We start from the raw sequence: 18,597 nt of genomic DNA, 5'->3' as shown, positions 1-18,597 counted from the left end.
CCATGAATCTATTCCAAGGGGGTGGGGGGCCCCGCTCGAATCCGCTTTCACCGGGCCCCCCACCCCCTTGGAATAGATTCATGGGCCACCAGGTCTTCCTCACGGCGCTGCTCGCCACGACGCTCGCCACCGTGCCGCCGTGGTGGTTCGCGCGACGTCGTCCCGGATACAGCCACCTGCGCCACACCCTCAGCGAACTGGGCGCGCCGGGGGCCCCCGAGGCGACGCGGGTGGCGTGGCTCGGCTTCGCGCCCGCGGGGCTCGCGGTGATGGGCTTCGCCGCCGTGCTGAACTCACAGCTCGCGCCTGACGGAGAGTTCATCACCGGGCTGGTGCTGCTGTCGCTCTTGGGCGTCAGCTACGTGGGCGCGGCGGTGTTCCCCTGCGACGAGGGTGCGCCGTTCTGGGGGACCTGGAAGAACCAGATGCACAACCTGGTCGCCGGACTGGGCTACTTCGGCGCGGGCGGCGGCCTCATCGAGCTGCAGCGCGTGTTCGAGGACCTGCCCGCGCTGGCGTCCCTCTCCACGCTGACGGGCGCGGTGGGCAAGCTCGTCCTCCTGGGCATGGTCGTACTGTCCTTCGAGTCCCCCGTGCGCGGGCTGATTCAACGAACGGTGGAGGCGCTCGTGTTCGGATGGATGCTGCTGGTGGGCGCCTGGCTGATGCTCGTCCACTGAGCACGACCTTCGCACTCCAGGGAGGGGCGGGCACGCGACGAAATGTTCCTGGTGTCCACGGACGCGGTCCACGCCGTCCGCTCCTGGACCTCACGCGGACCGAAAGCCCCAGGGCCCCTGCCCAACTCCGTCGGTCGTCACCAGTTCCCATGGTGATTGACGGGCAGAGCAATGGGGGGCGTCTATGTCGGAAGTGGTGGACGAGGGATTGCCGCAAGTCCAACCGGGCACACTGTCCTCTCGCCTGCCAGGGTTCCACCGCCGCAGCGTGGAGGAGCGCTGGCGGGAACTGGCCCTGCGCGGAGATGTCTCACCAGAGGAGCTGCGGGTGCTCAGGGCGCTGGGCGCGCCGACCTTCGACGTCGTCAACCAGATGATCGAAAACGCGGTGGGCGTGTTCGCCCTGCCGCTGGGCCTGGGGTTGAACCTCACCGTCAACGGACGTGACCACCTGGTGCCCATGGCCGTGGAGGAGCCCTCCGTCGTGGCCGCGGTGTCCTTCGCGGCGAAGGTGGTGCGTGGGGCCGGCGGGTTCACCGCGGACGCGGACGCGTCGATGATGATTGGCCAGGTGCAGCTCACCCGGTACGGCAAGCCAGAGGTCGCCCGCTCGCGGCTGCTGGCGAGCAGGGAGCAGCTCCTCGCCCTCGCCAACAGCTTCCACCCCGCGCTCGAGCGGCGAGGCGGCGGCGCGCGCGACGTCCAGGTGCGCATCCTCCCCGCGCCAGAGGGGCCCCAGGGGGAGCCCGTCTTCATCGTCCACCTGCTGGTGGACACGCAGGAAGCCATGGGCGCCAACCTCATCAACACCATGGTGGAGGGCGTCGCGCCGCTCATCGAGCAGCTCACCGGGGGACGCGTCTTCGTGCGCATCCTGTCCAACCTCGCCGACCAGCGACTGGCTCGGGCCTCCTGCCGCATTCCCCTGGCGGCGCTGGCGGACTTCGGCCTGCCCGGCGAGGACATCGCCGAGGGCATCCTCCAGGCGAGCCGCTTCGCGGAGGCGGACCCCTACCGCGCGGCCACGCACAACAAGGGCGTGATGAATGGAATCGACGCGGTGGCCATCGCCACGGGCCAGGACTGGCGGGCCATCGAGGCGGGCGCGCACGCGTATGCCTGCCGGAAGGGACGCTACGGGCCGCTGTCCCGCTGGACGTTGGAGCAGGGGCACCTGGTGGGCCGCATCGAGCTGCCGCTGGCGCTGGGCATGGTGGGCGGGCCCATCAAGGTGCACCCCGGCGCGCAGCTCGGGCTCAAGCTCATGCGCGTCGACACCGTGCGCGAGCTGGCCATGGTGTTCGCGGCGGTGGGGCTGGCGCAGAACTTCGCGGCGGTGCGCGCATTGGGCTCGGTGGGCATCCAGAAGGGGCACATGGCGCTGCATGCGCGCTGTGTCGCGGTGACCGCGGGCGCCCGGGGCCTGGACGTGGAGAAGGTGGCGCGGCTGTTGGTGGAGCGCGGCAGCGTCAAGGTCGACACGGCGCGCGAAATCCTCGCGTCCTTCCAGGAAGCCCCCGCGCCATGAGCGACGCGACGGCGTCACCCTCCCTGTTCGTCCGGCTCGCCCGAGGCGTGCATCGGCACCGGAGCGTGGTGCTGGGGGGCGCTGTCGTGTTCCTGGCCCTGGCCATCTGGGTGCTGCTCCAGGGAGGGCACCTCACCACCGGAACCATCGACGGAATCGAGGCCGCGCGCGCGGAGGCACTGGCCCGGCCCGCCGCCGCCGGCTCGACGGACCAGACGCTGGCGGTCATCTTCCACCACGACGCCTGGACGACGAACGAGCCGCGCTTCACCCGGACCGTGGCGGAGGTGCTCGCGCGCGTGCGGCGACTGCCGGAGGTCGAGTCCGTGGTGTCGCCGGTGGACGCGCCCGCGGAGTTCCGCGCCCGCTTCGTGTCTCGCACGGGCCACGACCTGCTGGCCCTGGTGCGACTGAAGGGCGGAGAGCGAGAGGCCACCGCCGCGTTTCCCGCCGTGAGCGCCGCCTTGGAGGATTCACGGCTCGACACGACGCTGACGGGCAAGGTGGCGTTCCTCGCCGCGCTCAACCAACTGCTGGAGCATGACCTGCTGCGCGCGGAGCTCATCTCCTTCCCGCTGGCGCTGCTGGTGTTGCTCTGGGTGTTCCGCACGGTGGTCGCCGCCATGCTGCCCCTGGTGGTGGGCGGGCTCGCCGTGCTCTGTGGCGTGGCGGGGGTGCTGCTGCTCTCGCGCGTCACCAACATGGCGCAGTACACGCTCAACGTGGTGTCGCTCATCGGGCTGGGCGTGGCCATCGACTATTCGCTCTTCATCGTGAGCCGCTTCCGGGGCGAGCTGGCGCGAGGCCTGTCGACGGAGCAGGCCCTGGCGCGCACCCTGGACACCGCGGGGCGCGCGGTGGCGTTCTCGGGACTGGCCGTCACGGTGGGCCTGGCGGGGCTGCTCTTCTTTCGCGGCTCGTACCTGAGCGCCATGGGCCTGGGCGGCGCGCTCGTCGTGGCCTTCGCGGTGCTCTTCGCGCTCACCGTCCTGCCCGCGTTGCTCTCCTGGCTGGGGCCTCGGGTGGACAAGGGACGGCTGCCCTTCGGACGCGCCATGGGGCGCAGCGGCATGTGGCACGCGCTGGCCACGTGGGTGATGAAGCATCCCTGGCTCGTGCTGCTGCCCACGCTCACGCTCCTGTTGGCCATGGGGCTGCCGTTCCGGCGCCTGGAGCTGGCGGCCACGGACATCACCGCGCTGCCTCCCGACACGGAGGCCCGACAGGGCGCGGAGACGCTGGCCCGCTTGTTCCCGCGCGAGGCCGCCACGCGGGTGCTGGTGGCGGTGGAGTTTCCCTCGGGAGACCCCTTCACCCCCCAGCGGGCCTCCGCCCTCTTCGACGCGAGCCGGAGGATGGCGGCGCTGCCCGGCGTGGTGGGCGTGGAGAGCGCGGTGGACCTTTCGCCCGGCATGGACAAGGCCGCGTATCAACAAATGGCCGCCGCGCCTCCCGCGATGCTGCCTCCGGAGCTGCGCGTCGCGCGGGATGCGTACCTCACGGGCAACGTGGCGGTCTTCCAGGTCCTGACGTCCGCGCATCCCAGCAGCCAAGAGGCGCGCGCGTTGGTCCGGACGCTGCGCGAGGAGCGCTCGGTGGGGGACGGGAAGCTGCTCGTGGGAGGGCAGACCGCCACGGACGTGGACGCGACGGCCTTCTTGAAGCGCCACACGCCCGCGGCCGTGGGCTTCGTGATGGGGATGACGTGCATCGTCCTCTTCGTGCTCCTGCGCTCCGTGGTGCTGCCCCTGAAGGCCCTGCTGATGAACCTGCTCTCGCTGGCGGGCTCGTTCGGGGCCCTGGTCTGGATTTTTCAAGAAGGACACTTGCACCGGCTCCTGCGCTTCGAGCCAGGCCCCATCGAACCGTCGCTCCCCATCCTGCTGTTCTGCGCCTTGTTCGGCCTGTCCATGGACTACGAGGTGCTGCTGCTCAGCCGCATCCGCGAGGAGTGGCTGCGCACGGGTGACAACACGCACGCGGTGGCGGAGGGGCTGGAGCAGACGGGTGGCCTCATCACCAGCGCGGCCGCCATCATGGTGGCCGTCTTCGCCGCGTTCGCGCTAGCGTCGGTGGTGGTCGTGAAGGCGATGGGGCTGGGCATGGCCATCGCGGTGGCGCTGGATGCAACACTGGTCCGGGTGCTCATCGTCCCCGCGATGATGCGCCTGATGGGAGACTTGAACTGGTGGGGGCCTGGACACCACAGGCACCCGCCGGCTCGGCGAGTTCCGAACGAAGGGACGGAGGTGAGGCCATGAACACGCGGGACGTGGCGTGGGTGGCGGCGGGAGTGGCGGCGCTCGGCGTGCTGGCCCAGGGACACCGGGGATTGATGGCGGGCCTGCGACGGCGCCCGGCCCCGGCCGTGAGGAGGTTCGAGCCGCCCTCGGTGACGGTCATCCGACCCATCCGGGGACTGGACGTGGAGGCGCGGCAGAACGTCCGCGCGCTGCTGGACCTGGACTATCCGGGCGAGTGGGAGGTGCTCTTCGTCTTCGACAGCGAGGAGGACCCCGCGTTCGCCGTCACCCGGGAGGAACTTGGCGCCCACCCGACGCGCGCGAAGCGGGTGGAGCTGCTCGTGGCGGGAGAGCCTCCGCGAGGCCTGACGGGAAAGCTCAACGCCATGCAGGTGGGCGTGGCGCGCGCCCGAGGCACGCTCCTGGCATTCAGCGACTCCGACACGCGGCCCGCGCCCGGGGTGCTCACCGCGCTGGTGAGCGCGCTGCTGGAGGATGAGCGGACGGGCGCGACGTTCGCTCCCATCTACGCGGCGGCGGAGGCGCCCCTCGCGGGAGACGTGGGCTACGGGTTGCTGGTGAATGCCTGGTACGGCTCGTCGGTGGCGCGCGCGGCCGGGCCCGACGGTGCCCTGCCCTTCATCATGGGGCAGTTGATGGTGTTCCGCCGGGAGGCGCTCACGGACATCGGCGGGGTGGGCTGCGCCGCCGGTCAGTTCGTGGATGACATGTACCTGGGACGCCGGCTACATGAGGCGGGGTGGAAGAACCGCGTCATCCACACGCCCCTGCGCATCGTCACCGGACAGTTGGAGCTGCGCGCCTTCCTGCGCATCTTCCGGCGCTGGGTGCTCTTCTCGGAAGCGGGCCTCCCCTGGAACTTCGCGCGGCCCAACTGGGTGCGCGGGGTGATGGGCTGGCTCGCATGGGGTGGGCTGGTGGCGGCCGCCACGCAGAGGAAGTGGGGACACGCGGCCCTGGCGTCGTTGCCCATCGGCTTCTCCGTGTGGAGCCAGCTCCGGCTCCAGCGGGAATGCAACGGGCCGCGCATCTCCCCCCGGCACTATTGGGTGCCCGCGGTGCTGCCGCTGCTGGGCGCGGGCGTGGCGCTGTCGGCGCGGCTGTCGCGCGAGGTGGACTGGCGCGGCCGGAACTATCAACTGGATGCGAAGGCGCGCCTGGGTGACGCCCTGCCCGAACGGGCGAGCGTGTAGACTGGACGGCGGACGCGGCGATGCCACCAGTTCCCCATCTGCTCAACCGTACTCGCCACGGCATCTCGCAGGGGCGGCCCGACCGAGCGCAGCAGCGGCACGGCGGCCCGGAGGCGCACCGGCTGTCGGCGCGACGGGCGCAAGCCCACCAGGGCATGGCCGACGACGCAGAGGTACTCACGCGCCATCACCCGCATGCGCGAATCCTCGGACGCGAGCAGGGCCATGGAGGCGCTGGCTCCGCGCGGGCTGTGCTCCCAGTAGTGCAGCAGGCCCTGGCGCAGTGCGCGCATGCCCTCGTCCTGTCCGGAGCAAGCGTCGTAGAGCGCGGAGGCGAGCGCGACACGGGTGCGCTGGGCCGGCCGCCGGGCGCGCTCGTAGGACTCCAGCGCTCGAGGAACATCCTCCGGGTGCTGGCGCAGCGCGTCCTGGAGCGCGCGCGCATCGTGAAAGCACGAGGCCATGCCGCTGCCGGTGAGCGGGTGACAGCACGACGCGGCGTCGCCCACCAGCACGGCGCTCCCCACCCTCACCGTCGCGGAGAGCCGGTCGTCATTGGAGGCCATGCGTGGTGCCGGGGGTTGCTCCAGTGCGCGACGGACCTCGCTCCGCAGCGCGGGAGGAAGTGTGCGCAGCAGCTCCGGCCGCTCCTTCAGCGTGTCGGCGGTGCTGCCCAGGGGGAGGTCCACCATCACCCGCGCCACACCGGGTTCAATGGCATAGGCCAGCGCGTACAGCGGCCCTCCCACGAACTGATGGCCATGGTCGGGGTACGGCAGGCAGGCGCTGTCGACGGTGAGGCCCAGCATGGTGGAGATGCGCGTGAAGTGCTCGGCGATGCCCAGCATGCGCCGCACGGGCGACGCGCGTCCGTCCGCGGCCACCAGCAGCCGGGCGCGCACCGTCTGGTCGACGCCTTCGTGGGAGAAGCGCAGTCGGACGCCGCGCTCGTCGTTGTGCTCCACGGCCGTCACGCGGGCGCGGGCCAGCAGGGTGACGCCCGGTCGCCGGGCCACTGCTTCCAGCAGGGGGATGGTCAGCGTGGCGTGCTCGAGCGACAGGCCCGTCGCGCCATGTCCATACGGAAGGAGGACGGTGCGCGCGGGGGAGGAGAAGACGACCGCGAAGCCACGCACGGGTCGCGCCTTCCAGGCGTCCACGACGTCACCGAAGCCGAGTCCGCGCAAGTCACGCACCCCGGCGGGGTGAAGCAGCTCTCCAGAGAGTTGCTTGTGGCGGTCCACGCCCGCGTCCACCAGCAGCACGGACAGCCCCAGGTCGGCGAGCGCCGCCGCCGTGGCGCAGCCCGCGGGGCCGCCTCCCGCAATCACCACATCGACATCGCGCACGCAAGCCACCCCCATGACGCAAGAACTGGTCATGGATACGACATGACGCAGTGGAGGAAGCCATGGTTGCCCTGGAAGAGTCGTTCTGCCGAGCGGTGCTACCCAAGGTCTCCCGGACATTCGCGCTGAACATCCCCCTGCTGCCGGAGCCCCTGGACCTCGCCGTCACGGTGGCCTACCTGCTCTGCCGCGTCGCGGACACGCTGGAGGATGAAGCCCGCCTGCCATTCCAGCGGGAGCTGTTCGACGAGCTGATGGGCCTCGTGAGGCTGGAGCCGGGCTGGGAGGCACGCTCCCAGGCCTTTGCCCGCCGGGCCGCCTCGGCGCTGCGTGAGTCCGCGCCCGAGGCCGAAGTGGAGCTCCTCATGGGCATCTCCACGGTGCTGAAGACCCTGGCCTCGCTTCCCTCCTGGGTCCATCCCCACATCGTGCGCTGCATGCGCATCATGACCGACGGCATGAGTCAGATTCAGCGACAGCACGGACGCGCCGCGCGGGTGCTGGGGCTGCCGGACCTCCAGGCGACGCTCACGTACTGCTACTTCGTGGCGGGCGTGGTGGGCGAGATGCTGACCGGACTCTTCATCGACTACTCGCCGCTCGTCACTCCAGCGAGACAGGCCCTGCTCGTCCCGAAGGCCGTCGCGTTTGGCAGGGGGTTGCAGCTCGCCAACATCCTGAAGGACGTGCGCGAGGACCTGGACAACGCACGCTGCTGGCTGCCGCTGGACCGGATGGCCGCGTACGGCCTGGAGCCGGCCACGCTTGCGCTGCCAGGCAATCGCGCCCGGGCGATGGCGCTGCACACGGAGCTGGTGGCGGTGGCGCGCCGTGAGCTGGATGAAGCGCTCGAATACTCGCTGGCGATTCCGCCCGAAGAGCCAGGCCTCCGGCTGTTCTGCCTGTATCCCCTCTTCTTCGCGGTGATGACGCTCAACGTGGTGGAGGGAAATCCCGCGGTGTTCGACCCTACCCCGGTGAAGATTGGCCGGGACGCGGTGCTGAACGTGATGCTGCGCACGCAGGAGCGGGTCGCCTCGGATGCGGCGCTCCGGGCGTTCTACGCGGAGTGCTCGCGCGTGCCCCAGGGGGCCGAGGCGATGAGATGATGCAGCGGGCCCGTGACGTGCTTGCCCGGACCCAGGAGGCGGATGGCTCCTGGAAGGGCGACTACAGCGGGCCCCTCTTCTTGAGCCCGGTATACGTGGCCGGGCTGTATGTGCTTGGACGGGCTCCGGACGCACGCACCCGGGAGGGCCTCGTCACCTACGCTCGCGCCCATCAGAACGAGGATGGCGGCTGGGGGCTGGACGTGGAGTCACCGAGCCTCGTCTTCACGACGGTGCTCAACTACGTGGCGCTGCGGCTGCTCGGTGTCGAGGCCGAGGACCCGGGCCTCATCCGTGCGCGAGATTGGTTCCTGCCTCGGGGCGGACCGCTGGGCAGTGGCTCCTGGGGCAAGGCCGTCCTCGCCCTGCTGGGGCTCTACGAATACGACGGGCTCGCGCCCACGCCGCCGGAGCTGTGGCTGCTGCCGCGCGCGCTGCCGTTCCATCCGTCGCGCCTGTGGTGCCACTGCCGCATGGTGTACCTGCCCATGGGCTGGCTCTATGGCCGCCGTGCGCGCGCCGCCGAGACGCCCTTGCTGGCCGAGCTGCGCCGCGAGCTGTATCCCCTGCCCTACGCGGACGTGGACTGGAAGGCCGCACGCAACCGGGTCGCCGCCACCGACGTCTACACTCCGCGCGGCGCGTGGCTGCGGGCGGTGAATCGCGTGCTCGGGCTCTACGAGCGGCTGCATTCCAGGCGGCTCCGCGACCGCGCGCTGGAGGAGTCGCTGGCGCAGATTCGCGGCGAGGACGAGGCCACGCACTTCATCTGCATCGGGCCCATCAACAAGGTGCTCAACACCGTGGTGTGGCATCTGGCCCGGCCAGACGGCCCGGAGGTGCGCGCCCACCTGGAGCGCCTGCCGGACTACCTCCAGCGCACTCCGGAGGGCGTGACGGTCAATGGCTACAACTCCTCGCAGCTCTGGGACACCGCCTTCGCGGTCCAGGCGCTGGTGGCCTCGGGCCAGGAGGAGGCACGAGCCACGCTCGCGCGCGCGAGCCGCTTCCTGGAGTCAGAGCAGGTGCTGGAGGACTCTCCGCGCCCCGAGCGCTTCCACCGTCATCCGAGCCGAGGGGGCTGGCCCTTCAGCACGCGCGCCCATGGCTGGCCCATCAGCGACTGCACGGCGGAGGCGGTGAAGGCGTGTCTGTTGTTGGAGCCGCTGGGGCTCAACCGCGTGCCTCGCGAGCGACTGGCCCAGGCCGTGGAGTTCATCCTCTCGCTCCAGAATCGCGATGGCGGGTGGGCCACGTACGAGCGCACACGAGCCCCCCGCTGGATGGAACGGTTCAATCCCTCCGACGTGTTCTCTGGCGTCATGGTGGACGTCAGCTATGTCGAGTGCACATCCGCCTGCGTCCAGGCACTCATCGCCTGGCGAAGGGCCCGGCCCGGAGCTCCGGTGGGTCAGGCCATCGCGCGCGGCCTGGACTTCCTGCGCCGCGCGCAGCGGCCTGACGGAGGCTGGGAGGGCTCGTGGGGCGTGTGCTTCAGCTATGGCACGTGGTTCGGGGTGACGGGCCTCGTGGCCGGTGGCGCCCGGCCTGGAGACCCGGCGCTGCGCCAGGCGGTCCGCTTTCTCGAGGAGCACCAGCGCGAGGACGGCGCCTGGAGCGAGACCATCCAGAGCTGCCGTGAGCGTCGCTGGGTGGAGGGGGCCACGGGGCACGCGGTGACGACGTCATGGGCGCTGCTGTCACTCGTGGCCGCCGGCGAGGGTGACTCGGAGGTCACTCGCCGAGGAGTGGCGTGGCTGCGCGCGCGACAGGGGGCCGATGGCCGGTGGCCACGCGAGCCGGAGGCGGGGGTCTTCAGTCGCACCTGCGCCATCCACTACGACACCTATCTGCGCATCTTCCCTCTGTGGGCGCTGTCCCTCGCGGGACGGGAGGAGCACCGCGTGCTCTCGCCCTACCAGGAGGCCGCGCGCCGTCACCCGGAGTTCAGCGGCCTGACTCCGTAGCCCCCCAGCACCAGGCCGAGCGAGGTTGATGACCTCATCGCCCACACCAGGGCGTCAGAGTGCTCTCGTCGTTCGCGCGTCCTGGCATACTCCAGCAGACATAGTTGACCCCGGCGCCCGGGCCCGACTGAAAGGACGTCACCATGCGTCTCCGTGCCTGCACCGCCCTGCTGCTCTTCCTCTCGGCGTGCGCTGCGTCGACACCAGAACCACGAGGTCGCGTGACCTCGAACCCGCGGGTCGCCAACCTCCAGCGCGCGGCCAGGCTCCCGTGGAGAGACGGGGGCCGGTGCGTCGTCCGTGAGGCTTCTCAGCCCTGGCCCATTATGGCGGAGCGGTGTTTTCACGCCCTCGACCATGACCGGGTCCGCTTCAACGACCGGACCGGAAGATGCGCCGTTGCTTCGGCGGGCACGGCTACCCTGGGAATCGGCCTCTGTATCCTGGCTGCCCCTGAGCTTGTTGTGGGCACGGTGCTTGTCGTGGGCGTGGTGGTGGTGGGAGTCGCCATCAAGGAGGCATTGGAAGCATATGAACTGAGGGGGAGCAGCTCCGACGAGCCAGAAGCCGTCGCCAACACGAAGCCCACTCCTCACGAGGACTCCTCCCCGAATCGAACGCCCAAGCCTGAAACTTCAGGGCAGGATTCGTTCCCACCCATTCCGACCGACCCGCTGGGGCGACAGCGCCGACCGGAGTGCAGGCCCATTCCAGGACCGCCCCGTGGAGGAAACGACTCGCATGACGAATGCGCCAACAACGTTCCGGGCAACAACTTTCCCGGCCTGAATGTACTCATCAACGGCAAGTACTTCGATGCACTGGTCCTCACCACTCGCACTCTGTGGGAGGTCAAGACAGATGATTTCGAGAAACAGTCGCCCCGCTCGCGAAGGTTCTTCGTCAAGATGAAGCTGGCCGAACTGCAGCGCGAGGCGCTGCTCGCCAAGGAGTGTGGATATCACTTCTTCGTTGGAGTGCGCAGCGAGGCTCACAAAGCCGAGCTGAGGCTGGCGGATCCCACTCTCAATGTCGTCATCATGGATTGGTGTTGAAATGACATCCAGACAGGATGAACTCGCCATCATCGTCTACGCACCTGTCTTCCAGGGCGACGAAGGCCGTGCGCTGGCCATCATCCATGGAATGGAGCGTGCGCTTCCTGGATTGCGCTTGGAGTGGACCTCCTCTGAAAAGGAGGACCTCATCGCGTTGCCCGACCGCGACGCATGGGTCAGAGCCAACAGGACGAGCAGCGGCTTTCTGTTCCTGAGCAACGACAACGACGAGCATCCTGTAACGATTGCCGCGTGGGAGAACCCGAGCGGGCTTGCAGCGGGAAGCCCACCGCACGTCGAAGTCCATGTCGACCTTCCACTCGACACTGCTGGCCCTGATGCCACCACCGACGTCCTTGAGGCCATTGCAGAGGGCGCGGGTGCACTCTGGGGACACGCAACACCGTTCAAGGCGGGGGTGGAGATCGCCGAGCAGACGAGCCCCATAGTGGAGGGGCCACCGCGTCCTCCCCGTGGGCTGCCCGCACTCAAACTCCCCGAGATGCTCCACTCGCCGGAGATTCCGCATCGCCTCGGATGGCTGAACTACTGGTCGGCCGCTACTGCCCGAGCCATCGGGTTTCCCGACCAGGCCCGGGATGCGGACCTGCTTTCCCGCGCGCGTTACACGGCATCGGGCGGATGGGTCGTGCGGCTCACGAACGCGCCGCTCGACCTCGACAACCCAGAGCACCTGGCCACGCTTCTGCGTACCTATGAGCGCTTCCCTGAAATCGGCGGCCGCTCATTGCCTTGAATCGTTCATGCCCCGAGGCAACGCGAGCTTTCGGCGGCTATATGTTGATGCGCGAGCTGACCGTCCTGATATCCAGCCCCAGCGCTGAGAACTCGGCGGCGTGCGCGCGCAGCAGCTCCACGAACCGGGGGTGCACGTCATCCTCTTCGTTCGCCAGCAGGAAGCCGTAGTTCGTCTTGGACAGCATCCACGAAATCCACAGCATCTCCGTGGCCTCCTCCGGCGAGGGCGCGACGTCCAGGTCCGCCTCCGTCGACAGCGCCCCACCCTTCCCCCAGCGCAATCCCAGACACGCGTACAGCACCTCGCCCGCGTCGTCCCACTGGAGGTTGTTGGCCCACGCGTGACGGAAGGTCGCGAAGTAGATGACGTAGCGACACAAGCGCTTGAGCGACTCCAGCTCCCCGGGCTGGGGGACGTCCGTCCACGTCACCGCGCTGACCGCCTTGGGCACGGGCTCTTGCGTCTTCGCGTCCAGGTCCATGCGCTCGGAGCGCACGAACCACGGCGCGGCCTTCCCTGGCACCATCGCCCGGAGGTAGCGACACACGAAGGCCGGCGCGGAGTGCGCCACCAGGTCGTCCGAGAAGCGCCGCACCTCGCGCCACTCGGCCTCCAGCGCCGCGCCGTGCTCCGCGAAGAACGCGTCTACGTGCTCGCCCAACAGCTTCCAGAACAGCCCCGCCGCGCGCGCGTAGCGGTGTCCCTCGCAGACGGGCGGCGCGGGCTCGAAGCCCTTCCAGTCGTAGCTGCCCAACAGGTGCTGGAGCCGCGACTGCACGCCCCGCTCCGTCAGCGCGCTCGCGCGGGTGATGTAGCCCGTGGGCCCGACGAGAAAGCCGTTGGCCGAGCGGTTGATGAGCACCACCTCACGCAGGTGCGGCATCAGCAACCAGCGCAGCGGGCTTTTTCGCAGGTTGCGATGCGCGGCGATGGCGTACTGCTCGACGTTGAAGTGACACTGCCCCAGGTGGTTGCCCAGCTCGGTGTCCAGCGTCGCGCTCACCCGCGCCATCCGCTTGGCGGCCTCCCAGCCCGCGCCATCCGCGGGCGTGAAGCTCCGCCGCGTCACCGGTGAGCCAGGGGCCGTCGCACCCGGCTCGCGCAGACCCAGGATGATGCGCACCGGCAACAGCCGCTCCTCCACCAGCCGCAGCCGCACGTCCACATCCGGCAGACAGTGGATGCCGTCCTGCTCGTACGCGTTCCACGGGAGGTAGAGCCGGAACGCGTTCGCCTCTCCGGGCGCCTCCGGGTCCTTGTCGAGGACGCTGGAGAACATGCCGTTGAGCAGCCGCTCTCCGAAGAAGGCGTCCGTGCGCGTGGAGCCGGGCGACTCGCGCTCCATCCGCACCGTCAGCGCCTCCGGATAGTCCGCCTGAATCCTGTCCAGCGCGGGGGCCTGTCCCAGCTTCCCCTTCAGCAGATGCCCGCGCTTGACGAGTTCTATCGGCGCCACGGCCTTCAACATCGCCAGCGCGCGGCCCGGCGCATAGGCCGTGGGCGCCGTCCCCTCCTCCGTCACGAGCAGGCGGGCCAGCGGCGTCGTCGAATCGTATTCCCAATACGGCAGCCTCAACGTCCCGAAGTCGTGGTGCAGTCCCCCATGGTCGTCCGGCCCATGCTCGGAGCCGATGCGCCGCCACGTCTCCACCACCTGCCCGTCCGGACGGAAGGTGTGCTGCGGCTCGAAGAAGCGGACCTCCAAGTCGGGCAGGTCTCCCACGCCCGCGTCGGCGGGGTCGTAGCGGACCGAGAACCCACCCTCCGGGTCCGTGAAACCCTCCCCCAGAAAATCATCCGGCGCGCCGAAGTCCCGGTCCCACAGCTCCACCTTGATGTGATGCAAGGGAATGGGGCCTTCAGGACCGTCCTGCTCGAAAACCAGACGTCCCACCACCACCGCCGGCAGCGTGGAGGTGTCCCGCACGGTGCGACCCGCACGGACCCGAGGTGCGAGCTGACGACTCAGGGCCAGCCGCTCCTCCAGCTTCAGGCCCGAGTACCACCGCGCCAGCTCCTGGGCGTCCAGCACTTCATTCCCGCCACGCTCGCGTCCCTTGAACCCGAGAGCGCCCATCCACCGACGCAGCACCGCGAACATCATCCCCGTCCCCTGCCCCTGGCCTCGGGCCTTTCAGTGCCACCGTCTGTCATCAGCCCGACCTCCACGGGTGTCCCTCACTCATGACAGGGCCACTGGAACCTTCGCTGATTCCGTGTGCTGAGCGACGCCTGCATCCGTCTGCGGGGAGGGTAGCATGGCTTGCAGCCCTCGCTTTCCCCGTCCTACGGTCTGCCCCGTTCCGTAGAGGGTTCCATGACTGTCGAGTACAAGCTCAAAATCCGCACGAGCGCGAAGCTCGGCGCGGGCACGGATGCAGACATCTCCGTCACCCTGGTGGGCACGCAAGGGGAGAGCGGGCCGCACGCGCTGGACAAGCGCTTCCACAATGACTTCGAGGCGGGCGCGGAGGACATCTACTCCGTGAAGTCCATGGACCTGGGCAACCTGGTCCTCTTGCGCTTCACCAACGCGGGGGGCGTCGCGGGAGACTGGTTGCTGGATTGGGCCCACGTCACGTCGGAGGGAAGGCAATGGCGCTTTCCGCTCTTCCGGTGGGTGCGGGGCGGGGCCACGGTGGATGTGCTGGAGGGCGCCGCGAAGATTCCACGACAGGCGGGCAGCGCGCGCGAGTCAATGGCGCGACGCGAGCTGCTCAAGCACCGTCAGCAGATGTATCCCTGGCGTGCCGCCTCGGCCACCGAGGGGCTTCCGGGCGCGCTGGACTTGAGCGAGACGCGGCCCCTGCCCAAGGACGAGCTGTACCGGGGCCTGACGGAGGGCAGCTACGAGGTCGTCATCGCCAAGACGCTGGCGTCCATCAAGCTGCACCTGCCCATGCTGTCCAGCGCGTGGAACGGGCTCGTCGACATCTTCGACTTCTTCAAGGGCCTGGAGGTCCCCCAGCTCTCGCAGCGGTGGAAGGACGACTACGAGTTCGCGCGGCAGGCCGTGCAGGGCATCAACCCGCTGCACATCACCCTCATCCCCAGCCTGCCCGAGGGCATGCCGCTGACGGATGACGAGGTGCGCGGCCTCTTGTCGCCCGGCACCACGCTGGCGCTCGCGCTCGACAGCAAGCGCATCTTCCTGCTCGACTTCGAAATCCTCGACGGCATCCCCATGTACCGGAAGGTCAACGAGAAGGGCGTCGAGGAGCGGCGCTGGGCCCCCGCGTCGCGCTGCCTGTTGTACCTGGACGACACCCGCCAGCTCCGCCCGCTCGCCATCCAGTTGGGTCGCGACGCCCAGAAGGACCCGGTCTTCACGCCGAACGACGGCGAGTACGACTGGCTCGCGGCGAAAATCTACGTCCGCTGCAGCGAGGGCAACACGCACCAGATGGTGGGCCACGCGCTGCGCACCCACTTCGTGGCGGAGCCCTTCGTCATGGCGACGATGCGCAACCTCCCGGACCCGCACCCCGTCTACAAGCTCCTGCGCCGGCACTTCCGCTACACGCTCGCCATCAACGAGGGAGCACGCAAGGGCCTGCTCGCCGAGGGCGGGGTGTTCGATGACTTCATCGCCACCGGGGGACCGGACAAGGGCCACCTCCAGCTCGGCAAGAAGGGGTACCAGCGCTGGAAGCTCATGGACAACAAGCCTCGGCCGGACTTCGAGCGCCGGGGCGTGCTGTCCCCTGACGTCCTGCCCTACTACCCCTATCGCGACGACGCCCTCCCCTTGTGGGATGCTTTCGAGGAGTACATCGGCGGGGTGCTCCGGCACTTCTATCGGACCGACGCGGACCTCGAGGGCGACGCCGAGATGCAAAGCTGGTGGAAGGACCTCACCGAGCACGGCCTGCCCGTCGACAAGCTGCCCTGCCAGGAGCTCTCCCGCGTGGACGACCTGGTCGACATGCTCGCCACCGTCCTCTTCACGGTCAGCGTCCAGCACGCCGCGGTCAACTACCTGCAATACGAGCACTACGCCTTCGTACCCAACGCGCCCTTGTGCATGCGCCAGGAGCCGCCCCGTCAGAAGAGCGTCCTGGGCCCGAGCGATATCACCGCCATGATTCCCAGCAAGTCCCAGACACTCTGGCAGGTGGCCATCGGCCGGGCGCTCTCCAGCTTCGGGGAGGATGAGGAGTACCTGCTGAACGAGTTCGGCTGGCGCGAGGAGTACTTCCAGGAGCCCGAGCTGTTGGCGTTGCGCGAACGCTTCCACCAGCGCATGCGAGACCAGTTGGTGGCGGTGAAGGCTCGCAACGCGCGCGCCGACGTGCCCTACACCGTCCTGCAGCCCGACAAGATTCCCTGCGGCATCACCGTCTGAGCAGCACCGGAGGCTTCACCGTGCCGAACCTGCTCTCTCGCGGTCTGTTCAACCTGTTCTTCGGCGGCCGGCGAAAGCCCCTCGCCAGCCTGCCGGGACCGCCGCCAGGCATCCTGGGCAACATCGGGGACTTCCTGGGCGTGCAGCCCTGGGACGTGTGCGCCCGCTATGCGCGGGAGTACGGCCCCGTCACCGTCGCCTGGCTGGGGCCCTCCCCCGCGCTGGTGCTCAACGACCCCGGCGTCATCCAGGAGGTGCTGGAGACGCGCCGGCTGGAGTTCGAGAAGGGCAACATCGGCGAGCAGATCCGCCACTCCGTCACGGACGACACGCCGTTCACCGCGCAGCAGGGAGAGGACTGGAAGCGCAAGCACGGCATGGACCCGCTGGCGCAGCCGTGGACCCAGGCGTGGCGAGAGGCCCAGGTGGAGCCGATGCGGGCCGCCATCGCGGAGTCGGTGGAGGCGCTGCTCCACACACACTCACCCGACCTGACGCCCGGGCTGCGCAAGCTGACGTTCGATGCGTTCTGCGTGGCCACGGTGGGCGAGAAGCTCCCCACGTCCGCGTACGACGACTTCATGCTGCTGGCCGCCGCCGCGGATGCGCGCATCCAGGCGAAGCTCCCCCTCAAGTTCGTCTCGGTGCCCAAGGGCTTCCCGGCGGCCAGGGAGCGCTTCTACGGGCTGTTCGCGGACAAGATTCGCGCCGCGCGCCAGGCCCCGGCCGCGCACCGGGTCGACTTGATGTCGTGGACGCTGCGCGAGATGCCGGAGCTGGATGACCAGGTCCATGCGAACCTGCTCGGCTCGTTCTTCTTCGGCGGCGTCTTCTCCTCCAGCACCACCCTCGTCGCCGCCTACCACCAGCTCCAGAAGTACCCCGCCGCGGAGGAGCGCCTGGCGCTGGAGTCCGCGTCGCTGGCGGAGGAGCCGCTGACCCATGAGCGGCTCCGCGGGGCGCCCTGGGGCGAGGCCGTCGCCTTGGAGTCCCTGCGAATCCTCCCCGCCGTCCGCGTCCTGATGCGTCGCTCGCCGTCCACCGAGACGAAGCTCGCGGGCGTCATGGTGCCGCCGGAGACCACGCTGATGATCTCCAACCAGCACCTGCACCGCGACGCGACGCATTGGACCAGCCCGGAGACGTTCGACCCGGAGCGCTGGCTGAACGGCGGCGCGGCCAGCAATCCGCTCGGCAGCGGCCACTTCTTCCCGTTCGGCCGGGGCCCTCGGGCCTGCGTGGCCGGAGACTTCGCCATGGTGTTCCTGCGCACCGCGCTGGCGACCCTCGGCGCCCGGGTGCGCGTCCACGTCGATTCGACGGAGCCCTTCGAGGAGGGTTTCTTCTTCGGCGTGGTGCTTCCGAAGGGCGTCTCTGGGAAGCTTGTCCCGCGCGAGCGGCAAACCCTCTACCCTCCCCTGGGAGCCCGTCCCACCCCCGCTGTGGAATCCGCATGACATTGTTCCGACATCCCAGAGACCGCATCCCCGTCCTGCTGTTCGCCACGGTGTTCGCCCTGGACCTGACGGTCTACTTCACGGCGAGAAGCTGGTGGCTCCCCCTCCTCTGGCTCGCCTTCTGGGTGATTCCCAAGGGGTGGATCAGCGCCTGGAACCACCACCACCAGCACGTGCCCATGTTCCGGCACGCGCTGCCCAACCGCCTGCTGGAAGTCATCTTCGGCTTCCAGACGGGTGTGACGTCCCAGGCGTGGTTCCTCCACCACGTGGTCGGCCACCACCGCAACTACCTGGACCAGGAGAAGGACGAGGCCCGCTGGAAGCGCGATGACGGGTCCACCATGGGCGAGGTCGAGTTCTCCGTCATCAACACGCTGCAGGCCTACCCCCGGGCCTACGCCGTGGGGCGCTCACACCCGAAGGCCCAGCGCATCTTCCTGGCCATGGGCGCGCTCCACGTGGCGCTGCTCGGCGTCCTGTTCTGGCACGACTGGTACAACGCCCTCTTCGTGTTCCTGCTCCCCATGGTGGCGTCGCTCTACGTCACCGTCTGGGCCACCTACTTCCACCACACGGGGCTGGAGACGACGGAGCACTCGGAGGCCTCGTACAACATCGTTCACCGGGGCTACAACCTGATGACCGGCAACCTGGGCTTCCACACCGCCCACCACACGAAGCATGGCGTGCACTGGTCCCAGCTCCCGGAGCTGCACGCGCAGTTGGCCAAGGACATCCCCAACACCCTGTACCGCCAGCCGGGCATCCCCTTCGTCTGGTCCAACCCGGAAGCGAAGGTCGACCCGGGCGAGACGGAGCTGGGCGCCATCGTCCAGTGAGCGGCCCTCCCTCGCCGCGAGCCCGTGACGTGGGGCTCGCGGGCG

General features: G+C 69.3%; 13 protein-coding genes. 11 read left to right on the top strand and 2 right to left on the bottom strand.

The window, feature by feature from the left end:
- The first annotated feature begins 80 nt into the window (after window positions 1-80).
- The 4 genes from HUW62_RS22485 (at window position 81) to HUW62_RS22470 (ending at window position 5,665) form a co-directional block, all read left to right on the top strand.
- The gene (locus HUW62_RS22485; protein ID WP_163867568.1) at window positions 81-680 is read left to right on the top strand and encodes a DUF998 domain-containing protein; all 600 of its coding nucleotides are present in this window, start codon (window positions 81-83) and stop codon (window positions 678-680) included.
- Between the two features lie 184 nt (window positions 681-864).
- Complete coding sequence (locus tag HUW62_RS22480) at window positions 865-2,208, top strand: hydroxymethylglutaryl-CoA reductase, degradative (protein ID WP_163867567.1); 1,344 nt, start codon at window positions 865-867, stop codon at window positions 2,206-2,208.
- On the top strand, window positions 2,205-4,469 hold the full coding sequence (locus HUW62_RS22475; RefSeq protein ID WP_176435576.1) for an MMPL family transporter: 2,265 nt from the start codon (window positions 2,205-2,207) through the stop codon (window positions 4,467-4,469). Before HUW62_RS22480 ends, HUW62_RS22475 begins: the two co-directional genes overlap by 4 nt.
- Window positions 4,466-5,665: a glycosyltransferase family 2 protein gene (locus HUW62_RS22470; RefSeq protein WP_176435575.1), complete on the top strand. Its 1,200-nt coding sequence runs from the start codon at window positions 4,466-4,468 to the stop codon at window positions 5,663-5,665. The genes HUW62_RS22475 and HUW62_RS22470 overlap by 4 nt, the downstream gene beginning before the upstream one ends.
- On the opposite strand, the gene HUW62_RS22465 is transcribed toward HUW62_RS22470, so the two are convergent.
- A complete protein-coding gene (locus HUW62_RS22465; protein WP_176435574.1) occupies window positions 5,608-7,014 on the bottom strand; it encodes an NAD(P)/FAD-dependent oxidoreductase in 1,407 nt (468 codons plus the stop codon). The two genes, HUW62_RS22470 and HUW62_RS22465, sit on opposite strands and share 58 nt — an antisense overlap.
- Before the next feature lie 62 nt (window positions 7,015-7,076).
- On the opposite strand from HUW62_RS22465, the gene HUW62_RS22460 reads away from it, so the two are divergent.
- From HUW62_RS22460 to HUW62_RS22445, 4 genes are all read left to right on the top strand, one after another.
- Window positions 7,077-8,123 (top strand): squalene/phytoene synthase family protein, encoded by a 1,047-nt coding sequence (locus HUW62_RS22460; RefSeq protein ID WP_163867563.1) that lies wholly within the window; start codon window positions 7,077-7,079, stop codon window positions 8,121-8,123.
- Window positions 8,120-10,090, top strand: a complete 1,971-nt coding sequence (locus tag HUW62_RS22455; protein ID WP_255203582.1) for a 2,3-oxidosqualene cyclase — start codon at window positions 8,120-8,122, stop codon at window positions 10,088-10,090. Before HUW62_RS22460 ends, HUW62_RS22455 begins: the two co-directional genes overlap by 4 nt.
- Before the next feature lie 221 nt (window positions 10,091-10,311).
- A complete protein-coding gene (locus tag HUW62_RS22450; protein WP_368670455.1) occupies window positions 10,312-11,145 on the top strand; it encodes a DUF6310 domain-containing protein in 834 nt (277 codons plus the stop codon).
- Between the two features lies 1 nt (window position 11,146).
- Complete coding sequence (locus HUW62_RS22445; protein WP_176435572.1) at window positions 11,147-11,905, top strand: DUF5953 family protein; 759 nt, start codon at window positions 11,147-11,149, stop codon at window positions 11,903-11,905.
- 37 nt (window positions 11,906-11,942) lie between these two features.
- On the opposite strand, the gene HUW62_RS22440 is transcribed toward HUW62_RS22445, so the two are convergent.
- Window positions 11,943-14,012: a lipoxygenase family protein gene (locus tag HUW62_RS22440; RefSeq protein WP_255203581.1), complete on the bottom strand. Its 2,070-nt coding sequence runs from the start codon at window positions 14,010-14,012 to the stop codon at window positions 11,943-11,945.
- Between the two features lie 213 nt (window positions 14,013-14,225).
- Here HUW62_RS22440 and HUW62_RS22435 point away from each other — a divergent pair, with 213 nt between their 5' ends.
- Genes HUW62_RS22435 through HUW62_RS22425 form a run of 3 tightly spaced genes read left to right on the top strand, consistent with a single transcriptional unit; the run spans window position 14,226 to window position 18,552 of the window.
- Complete coding sequence (locus HUW62_RS22435) at window positions 14,226-16,253, top strand: lipoxygenase family protein (protein ID WP_176435571.1); 2,028 nt, start codon at window positions 14,226-14,228, stop codon at window positions 16,251-16,253.
- Between the two features lie 20 nt (window positions 16,254-16,273).
- Window positions 16,274-17,710, top strand: a complete 1,437-nt coding sequence (locus HUW62_RS22430; RefSeq protein ID WP_176435570.1) for a cytochrome P450 — start codon at window positions 16,274-16,276, stop codon at window positions 17,708-17,710.
- Window positions 17,707-18,552, top strand: coding sequence for a fatty acid desaturase (locus HUW62_RS22425; protein WP_176435569.1), 846 nt, complete (start codon window positions 17,707-17,709; stop codon window positions 18,550-18,552). Before HUW62_RS22430 ends, HUW62_RS22425 begins: the two co-directional genes overlap by 4 nt.
- Window positions 18,553-18,597 lie beyond the last annotated feature (45 nt).

Source organism: Myxococcus sp. AM011, assembly GCF_013372595.1.
Classification (GTDB): domain Bacteria; phylum Myxococcota; class Myxococcia; order Myxococcales; family Myxococcaceae; genus Myxococcus; species Myxococcus eversor.
This window is presented reverse-complemented; position numbering and strand designations above follow the sequence as displayed.